This window comes from Streptomyces bullii, assembly GCF_042657145.1.
GTDB classification, from domain to species: domain Bacteria; phylum Actinomycetota; class Actinomycetes; order Streptomycetales; family Streptomycetaceae; genus Streptomyces; species Streptomyces bullii.
Map to the genome: position 1 here is coordinate 1 of NZ_JBHSNY010000035.1, position 8,315 is coordinate 8,315.

The 8,315-nt window shown below is 68.9% G+C and carries 6 protein-coding genes and 2 pseudogenes; 4 read left to right on the plus strand and 4 right to left on the minus strand.

Annotated features, from left to right (window positions below):
* Positions 1 to 222 precede the first annotated feature (222 nt).
* Together ACFPZJ_RS39670 and ACFPZJ_RS39675 are read left to right on the plus strand one after the other, a co-directional pair.
* Positions 223 to 339: pseudogene (locus tag ACFPZJ_RS39670) on the plus strand (hypothetical protein); the annotation flags it as partial.
* Between the two features lie 628 nt (positions 340 to 967).
* Positions 968 to 1,402, plus strand: coding sequence for a hypothetical protein (locus ACFPZJ_RS39675; protein ID WP_381031940.1), 435 nt, complete (start codon positions 968 to 970; stop codon positions 1,400 to 1,402).
* Here ACFPZJ_RS39675 and ACFPZJ_RS39680 read toward each other — a convergent pair.
* The 4 genes and pseudogenes from ACFPZJ_RS39680 to ACFPZJ_RS39695 all read right to left on the minus strand — a co-directional run bounded on the left by ACFPZJ_RS39680 (position 1,384) and on the right by ACFPZJ_RS39695 (position 5,000).
* Positions 1,384 to 2,284, minus strand: a pseudogene (locus tag ACFPZJ_RS39680) (IS5 family transposase). The gene ACFPZJ_RS39675 and the pseudogene ACFPZJ_RS39680 overlap by 19 nt on opposite strands.
* Before the next feature lie 366 nt (positions 2,285 to 2,650).
* Positions 2,651 to 3,274: a hypothetical protein gene (locus tag ACFPZJ_RS39685; RefSeq protein WP_381031942.1), complete on the minus strand. Its 624-nt coding sequence runs from the start codon at positions 3,272 to 3,274 to the stop codon at positions 2,651 to 2,653.
* A gap of 40 nt (positions 3,275 to 3,314) precedes the next feature.
* A complete protein-coding gene (locus ACFPZJ_RS39690) occupies positions 3,315 to 4,271 on the minus strand; it encodes a WD40 repeat domain-containing protein (RefSeq protein ID WP_381031944.1) in 957 nt (318 codons plus the stop codon).
* A 138-nt stretch (positions 4,272 to 4,409) separates the two neighbouring features.
* The gene (locus tag ACFPZJ_RS39695) at positions 4,410 to 5,000 is read right to left on the minus strand and encodes an RHS repeat-associated core domain-containing protein (RefSeq protein WP_381031950.1); all 591 of its coding nucleotides are present in this window, start codon (positions 4,998 to 5,000) and stop codon (positions 4,410 to 4,412) included.
* Positions 5,001 to 5,346: 346 nt separating this feature from the next.
* Here ACFPZJ_RS39695 and ACFPZJ_RS39700 point away from each other — a divergent pair, with 346 nt between their 5' ends.
* Complete coding sequence (locus ACFPZJ_RS39700; protein WP_381031946.1) at positions 5,347 to 7,710, plus strand: tetratricopeptide repeat protein; 2,364 nt, start codon at positions 5,347 to 5,349, stop codon at positions 7,708 to 7,710.
* Positions 7,707 to 8,129, plus strand: coding sequence for a hypothetical protein (locus tag ACFPZJ_RS39705; RefSeq protein ID WP_381031948.1), 423 nt, complete (start codon positions 7,707 to 7,709; stop codon positions 8,127 to 8,129). Before ACFPZJ_RS39700 ends, ACFPZJ_RS39705 begins: the two co-directional genes overlap by 4 nt.
* Positions 8,130 to 8,315 lie beyond the last annotated feature (186 nt).

Below are 8,315 nucleotides of genomic sequence, written 5' to 3' on the forward strand. Positions count from 1 at the left end.
CTCGATCACCGCCCACAGCTCGTCACTGATCTCCCACGGCTTCCGCCGTGCCACGGGCCACTCCCACAAAGACGGAATCACTTCCATCTCCACCGTGCCACAGGAAGATCATTCTGCAAGGACCCCTAAGGCGCTGGACGAGGTGTGCGCCCATCTCGACCCGGAGGTACGCGAACTGCTGCTCGCCCCGCCGGGCACGGCCGACGACGGAAGGATCCAACCGCACGGCGCGTCATCCGGAAGGCGCTCGCCAACGCCCGAGTGCCCGAGGCCGAGGTGGACCTCGTGGAGGCGCACGGCACAGTCACCACGCTCGGCGACCCGATCGCTTCCTCCTCATGATCCTGTGTGCTGTCATCGCTGCCGCAGGTGGAATGCCGGCGCTGCTACGAGTGCTCAGATGGCGCCGGGATCCGGCCGGGCGACGGCACAGCTGCTCCAGCCAATGCCGTCATGCCCGGCGCCCCGAAGCGTCTAGCGGGACCCAAGCCAGACGTGGCGCCAGACGCAAGAAGCGCTGCGCAGGGCGGCACAGACAGGCACGCTGAGCCAACAGGCAGCGCTGGCATAGGGCACGGGTTGGCACGAGGCCAGTGGGAGCTGAGGGTTACTCGGGAAAGAGGCGGCCAGGCGGGTGGTTGTCAAAGCTGGCCGTCCTGGCCGTGGGGCGTGCCCGTGACCTTGCACGCTTCTGCGCTGTGCATCGTGATGGTCATGGGGAGATACGACGGGCCGGCGCGGTGATCGCTGATGGGAGACCATACGAGGTGGTTGCTCAGCTGGTGTCCTCCACGGAGCGCAAGGGGCTGGTTACCGACCCCTTTGACGGTCGAGCACCCCTGTATGGCACCGAACCGAGATGGATCGGCACCATCCACGCCAGGACCACGGCCGACGCCTGGGCCATTAGGGCCTGTCCGGCGGATCTTGCTGGTCACGTGGCCTGGACACCAGGCATCATGCTGGAGTGGATGAGTGGGCAGATTTCTTCATCGCGCCCGATGACGAGTCGGCGGCTGCCGTCAAGGGCTTCAGCCCGCGCAGAGCGTTCGAGATCGTTCCTGTGGGCATCTACGATCCCGCGGACGCCGTAGTCGAGTGGGAGAGCCTCTTCACTGGAGACAGTCCGCAAGAACTCATGCGGGCCGGCGAGCCGCAGGTACTGACTGAGATCACGAACGACGGCTGCTACGTCTTCGTGATCTCGGAGCGGCTTCAGGCCCTGCTCGCGACTGAGGATCCGCTGCAACTTGAAGATGTAGCTCGCAAGTGGTCGCACCTGCGGCGGGTTGATGGGGAGTTCGTCGAGGAAGGCGAGGCCGTCAGCCACCTTGCTGAGCTGGCATCTCTGGCCCGCACTGCCACTGGCCAGGGAGCCCGGCTCTACTGCTCCGTGCGGTAGCGGTCTGGGAGGCACCACAGCCTGATCGAGGCGAGGGTGATCGTGCCGTGGAACACATACGCGCGATTGTCGTAACGCGTGGCAACGGCTCGGGACTGCTTGAGCCGATTGATCGTCCGCTCGACTTCGTTGCGGCGCTTGTACATCTCCTTGTCAAGTCGGCAGGTCGGCCTCCCCGGCTGCCGCGCCGTCGGCGGTTGGCCCGCTGGTCCCTCGGCTCGGGGAGGGTGTGCTTGATCTGGCGTCGCCCCAGGTAACGGCGATTGCGGCGAGAGCTGTACGCCTTATCACCACCCAAATGGTTGGGACGCATGCGCGAATTCCCTCCGCGGGGGCGCTTGACCCGTATACGCTCCAGGACGGGGATCATCTGCGGGCTGTCGCCCCACTGGCCGGGGGTAACCAGCAGGGCCAGCGGCCGGCAACCGCCCTCCCCGGCGAGGTGGATCTTGCAGGTCAGGCCGCCCCGGGAACGGCCGAGTCCTTCGTCGGAGCGGTGCTGCCGAGGTAATGACCTCCTCTTTGGGATCCGTGGTGCTCTGCGCGGCGCCCCGGCGCGTGCTGCTGGGCCCGGCACGAGGTCGAGTCCACGCTCACCATGCTCCAGTCGATCCGGCCCTGGGCGTCGGCATCGGCCTGGACGGCCTGGAGAATCCGATCCCAGGTGCCGTCTGCGGACCACCGGCGATGGCGCTCATAGACGGTCTTCCAGTTCCCGAATCGCTCGGGCAGGTCCCGCCAGGGGACGCCCGTGCGAATCCGGAACAAGATCCCATTGATCACCGTTCGGTGATCACACCAGCGCCCGCCCCGACGCCCGGACTTCGGCAGATGCGGCACAAGTCGCGCCCACTCGTCGCCTGTCAGGTCACCCCGCACCACGACCAGAACAATGGCCCCAACAAAGCAAGAACGCGCAACTTGTCCTCTGACAAGGGCAGTTCACGGGTAAACAGGCGTCACCACAGGCTCGCAGTCACGGTCGCAGGTGACGTCGGACCACACTGCCAGCCCGAGTAGCAGGAGGAACAACGCGGCAAGCGTCGACGCGCCCAGGAGGCGCCAGGGCACGGAGCGTTCCTGGGGGCGCCGGAGCCGTCGGCTGCCGGCGACCGACAGAAGCACGGCGACGACAAGGAGCAGCACCCCAGGGCACTCAACAGCACGGACGGCCTCCCTTGAGCATGCGTCGAACTGGTGGACCGGCGCAGCCCTCAGGCACGCCGCCCCGCCGCCCCCACCCGGCGATCAGCGCAGGGAGTGTGTGAAACACCCCGCGCGGAAAGGCCTGCGGTTGCCAGCCATAGGAAGGATGTCGGCTCGCCGGCGGCGGCCGCCCGTCGCGTTGCGGGTCAGCACGGCCATGGCGTTGACGCCGCGGGAGCGCTCACCGCGGTACTGCTCGACAGCGCGCTCCGCGTCCTCACCGACAGCGGTCAGGATCTCCTCCACGAGACAGAACCGGCAGCCGCATACCAGCCGCGCGGCCATGACGGGCAATCGCTCACCGCGCGTCCGCACAGCCACGAATCCGGTGCTGGTCACCCCCACCGTGGTCGTCTCAGGACCGTCGGGCCCGCACACCGCGAGCATGCGCTGCCGCAGCTGCTGCTCCTCGACCACCGGGACGGGCGGGACCAAGGTCTGCAGGACGGTGGCCGCGACGGCACCCACCCAGCAGAACCCGGCAACCACCCAAGCAACGACTACCATCCAGCCCGGAGCCCAGCTCTCGGCCGAAAACACGCCGAGCCCGGCCCAGAACGCCAGGCTCAGCCGGTCCCTCCAGCGGGGCTGCTCACGTCGCCAGATGCGCAGCAGGTCCCAAAGGGCCAACACCAGGCACACCAGCACGGCGCCGAAAGCGGTCACAGGGGGCTCACCCGGCCCTGCCTGAGGGGCCTCGGAGTCGTCATGAGAGCTCCTTCGTCACGTCCCACACCCGCGGCGCGTCGTCGTAACCCGCGGTGACAATCAGGGGCGGGCCTTCCGGGGGCCGTACCCGGCAGACCGCCCGGACCCAGCCGTGGCCGCTGAGCAGGCCGGAGAGGTCCATGCCCAGGGCGCCGACGTGCTCGCCAGTGAAAGGGTCCCGCACGGCGGTCCCGGGACCGTCGCCGCCGACCACGAGCAGCGGGCGCTCGCCGACGTCCGCCTCGCAGAGGGCGTACACCGGTCCGCTGCCGCCCGTCAGCGCCCGCGCCTCCTGGCGTTCCTCCACGTCCCACAGCCGCACAACCCCGTCCCGGCCCCCCGAGGCCAGCAGGGCGCGGTCGCCGTGGGAAACCTCGCACAGTGTCCACACGAACCCTCGGTGCCCGGTCAGCTCCGCATGGAGCTGACCCGACTCGGGGCGCCAGACGGTTACGGAGCCGAGGCCGTGCCCGGCCGCGATCAGTGTGCGGCTGCCCGTCCGTACCGCGGACAGGGCGAAGATCCCCCCTCTTCCGGAGCCGGTGTCGATCGCGCGCACCAGGCTGCCGTCCCCGGGATCCCACAGGCGTATCACGCGGTCCGCACCCGCCGACGCCAGCAGCTCCCGCCCGGCAACCTCCACCGTGCACAGGGCGTTCACCCAGCCGCGATGACCCTTCAGCCGGACCGGGGGGTCGCTCGGCGCGCCGGGGTTCCACAGGCAGAGGGCACCGCGCTGGCCGCCGGACGCCAGCCGCGTCCCGTTGTCCACGGCGACCTCGCACAGTGCACGGATCCACGCGCGGGAGCCGGTGATCGCCGCGATGTCCTCGCGGGCCAACGGGTCGGCGAGCCGGATCACCTTGCGGTGCCCGGAGTACGCCACCAGCCGACGGTCGCCGACCGTCACCTCGCACACCGCCTCGTAACTGGGCCGGAACCGGAATCTGCCCAACCTGCCCTCCCACCCTCCGACGCCATGTGTTGTTGTGCTGTCCTGATCATCCGGGGCGTCCGCAGTCGTGACAACCGCCTTGCTGCGTAGTTCCGTTACGCATTTCGCGGATCTGGCACGCGCGCGGCCGGAACCGGTTCAGCAGTGCGCCGCTGTGCCGTTTGCTGGGGGTGCCGGGGCAATGCCGGCGTATGGAAGAACGTCTACAGCGGGGCTGGTCAGGCTGGAAGAAGGGCACCTGCGACTGACGGCCCCGCACAGCTGCCGCCGCGGCGCCGAGGTGCCGCGTGTGGTCGACCGCCCGGTGCACCTCGGCGCCGGGTGCGCGCCGGTAACGGCTCCTTCTCCGGCGGCCTTGGCAAAGCCTCCCCAGGTAAATCCACCGTCGCGGTGCTGCCAGCCGTAAATGCCGCCCTCGACAGCTGCGCCGATGACCGAGCCGATGCCGGCGCTGACGCACAAGGGACAGCGGCCGGAGGGATCGGACTGGTTGATGGGGTCGTTGTTGGCGTAGGCGTATGGGGAGAGGTTGGGGCTGTCGTTCGCTGCGGGCTCGGGGTCTGGCGTGGTGAAGCGCCGGCTGCCCGGGTCGTAGCTACGTTCGCGCAGGTACACCCGTCCGGACAGGACAGGGCCTTTGTACTGGCCGGTGTAGCCGAAGATACTGGTCTGTCCGTCGGTGATGCTGGCCTTGTCGGTGGAGACGCCCCAGGCGCTGTCGGACGGCATCACGGTCGGCCGCTACGTGCGGGACGTGATCGAGCGGGTGACCCAGCGTGCCGGCCGCCCGCGCTGCCGGGCACACCGAGCGCGGGGTCTTCCTCAACGAGCACATCCGGCACACCGTCGACCTGCTCCCGGACCGCTCCCGGCTTCTGGCTGATCGATCGGCCTTCCGGGTGCGCCGTTCGGCGCTATGCTCGATGCACGCGGTGGGGTCGGCATGGCCGGAGTTCCCGCCCATTGAGGGGATCGGGGGATCCGCAGTGCGAAGCGTCCGAGTTCAGTCACATGGCGGGGAAGGCTGGGCGTTTCGGCTGGCTCTGACTGAGGCCGCAGGGGGCACGGCAGGGAGATGCGCACGGTGACGCCGCCCTTCGAAAGCCCCTTCTGGAAGAAGCGGGTCGGCCGGCGGTCCGCCGATGGGCAACCCGCCAGCCCCACTTCGATGAGCGTCAAACACGGCATGGTATTCGGAAGGGACGCCGCTGGGAACGCCATCGGTGCCGGCAGTCAGGTCGTCCACATGAACATGTACGGCGGTCTCGGCGACCCCCCTGTGGAGTGGCCTGCCCGGATCGGCGTATTGCCCTTGCCGGCGTCCGCGTTCCAGCCCCGTGCCGAGCTACGGCGAGTACTGGAGCGGCCGAACGACACCATCCCGCGGCCGTCAGCCCAAGTGCTCATCGGCGAAGGCGGAGTCGGCAAGACGCAACTCGCCGCCATTCACGCCCATGAAGCCCTGGAAGCAGGCGTCGACCTGGTGCTCTGGGCGTCGGCCGGTGACGCCGGACAGATCGTCGCGGCGTACGCCGAGGCAGCCCTCCGCGTCCGTGCCCCCGGTGCCACCGGCCAGGACCCGCACGCCGACGCGGGGGCCTTCCTGAATTGGCTCGCCACTACGTCGCGCCGCTGGCTGGTCGTCCTCGACGACATCACCGACGCCAAGGCCGTTTCCGACTGGTGGCCCAGCTCTCCGCGCGGCACCGGCCAAGTCCTGGCCACCACACGGCTGAGGGACGATCCGAAACTGACCGGCCAGGGCCGGACTGCTGTCCATGTCGGCCTGTACACGCCCGCCGAGGCCACGGCCTACCTGACCGACCGGCTCGCCCACGACGGAAAGGCCCACCTCCTCGACGACAACGCCGAACCCCTTGCCCGCGCGCTCGGGCACCTGCCTCTGGCCCTCGGGCATGCGGCGGCCTACATGATCCGCGAACAGATCACCTGCACCGTCTACCTGCAGCGCTTCACAGCCCGCGCCGCCCGCCTGGATGCCGTACTGCCGCGCTGGGCAGACGGCGACAAGTATGGCCGACAGGTCACCACCGCGCTGCTCCTGGCCCTGGAGGCCACCGACAACCATCCGCAGGGCCCCCATGCGCGCGCCGCGCTTCAGGTAGCTGCCCATCTCGACCCGGTCGGCCAGCCCGCCGTACTGTGGAGCACCCTCCGGGTGCACGCCCATTTCGCTCGAGCGCTGCACCGTACCGTCGAGGAGCACGCACCCCACTTCCTGCGCGATCACGTCCTGGCGGTCACGCAGAAACAGGTGGACGAGGCGCTGCGCCTCCTTCACAGCTACGGCCTGATCGCCCTTGACCGCGCCAGCGCCACGCACACCGTCCGGATCCATGCCCTTACCGCCCGCGCCCAACGGGAGACGATCCCCGACGAGTGGCTGGACGAGGTCATCACCACCGCCTCCGGCGCCGTCCACGAGGCATGGAGCGACGTCGGGCTGGCGCAGCGGGAACTCCACGCGGCCCTCCGCGCTAACGCGCACGAGCTGATCGCGATCGCCGGGGACCGGCTGTGGTCCACCGGCTGCCATTCCGTGGTCTTTTCCCTGGGCGACAGCCTTCTGAAGGCGGGGCTGCTCCAGGAAGGAGTCGTCTTCTGGCGGCACGTCACGGCGGACTGCGAGCGGCTGTTCGGCCCGGAGGATCACCTGACCGACATGGCGCGCACCCGCCAGGCCGATGCCCTGTGGCAGGCCGGAGACCAGGATGAAGGCTTCCAGCTGACGTTCCAACTCACGCAGGAATTCGCTGACCGCTACGGGCCGAAACACCTGGAAACCCTTACCGTGCGCAGCCAACATGCGGGCCAGTGCCTGGCACTGGGGCAGCCGGCCGCCGCCGTGCCGCTATTCGAAGCGGTGGCCGCCGGACGGAGAGAGCTTCTCGACCTCGATCACCCGGACGTCGTTCACTCCCTGATCAACGTGGCCGTGGCCTACGCACTCGCCGGACGCGTCGACGACGGCATCGAAATGGCCGAACCCCTGGCCGAATACTGTCGGGCCGAGTTCGGACCGGACGCACACCTCACCCTCGAGGCACAAACGTGCCTCGGCACCGCCTACCTGACCGCCAAACACTTCGACAAAGCGACCCCCATACTGCGCCAGGCCGCGGCGGACCAGGAACGCGTCCGCGGACGCGACCATCCGGACACGGTGGGCACCCGTGCGGGCCTGGCCCAATGCCTGTGGGAGACCGGGGACCGGGACGAAGCGGTGGAACTCCTTCGGGAGGTGGTGCAAAGCACCGCCCAACTACGGGGCGAGCAACACCCGATGACCGTGATGCACGCTCGGGTGCTTGCCGCCTGGGAGCAGGAGACCCGCAAGGGACTCTCAGCCTTCCTCGGACGCCGCTTTTCTCCGTTCCACCGACCAAATCACCCGCCCGCCGAGGAGGACGAAGGATGACCATCTGGGGACGGCCGGCGCTGTGGGCGCTCGCGGTGGTGGCCGGAGCCGGCGCGGCTGCTTTGACCGGCGTCGCCGTGTGGGTCGATCTCGACACAGCGGACCGAGTAGCGAGTGTGTGCGGAGCGATCCTGGCGCTGGTGGGCCTCGTCGTATCGTTGGCCGCCCTTACCTGTTCCGCCCAAGGCGACACACCGGACATCAGCGTGGGCAGCGGTGGCCTCGTCATCTTGGATGACGTCGATCGCACCGCGATCGGCGAGGGCTCGGAGGTCGTTGGCTCACTCAGCACTGCACGCCCGGCCACCGGCCGGAGCACCGGCCGGCTCAAACTCCGGGTCAGCAAAGGCGGCAAGTTCTTCCGTGGAGTCGTCCGCGACAGCGCGATCGGATATAACAGCAAACGCCGGGAGTCCTGATCCATCCCGCTGCGACGACAGCGCCGACAGTTTGATCAGAAGCGTCCAGGCGCGCCTAGCGAGCTCGTGCATGGTAGGCGTTGAGACGTCGAGTTCTCGATCGTCGATCATGGTCGTGTGGTGGGGAACGTGTCTCGTGCAGCGATCATCAACGACCGGAGGATCACGGGCCTGTCAGCTGAGGTG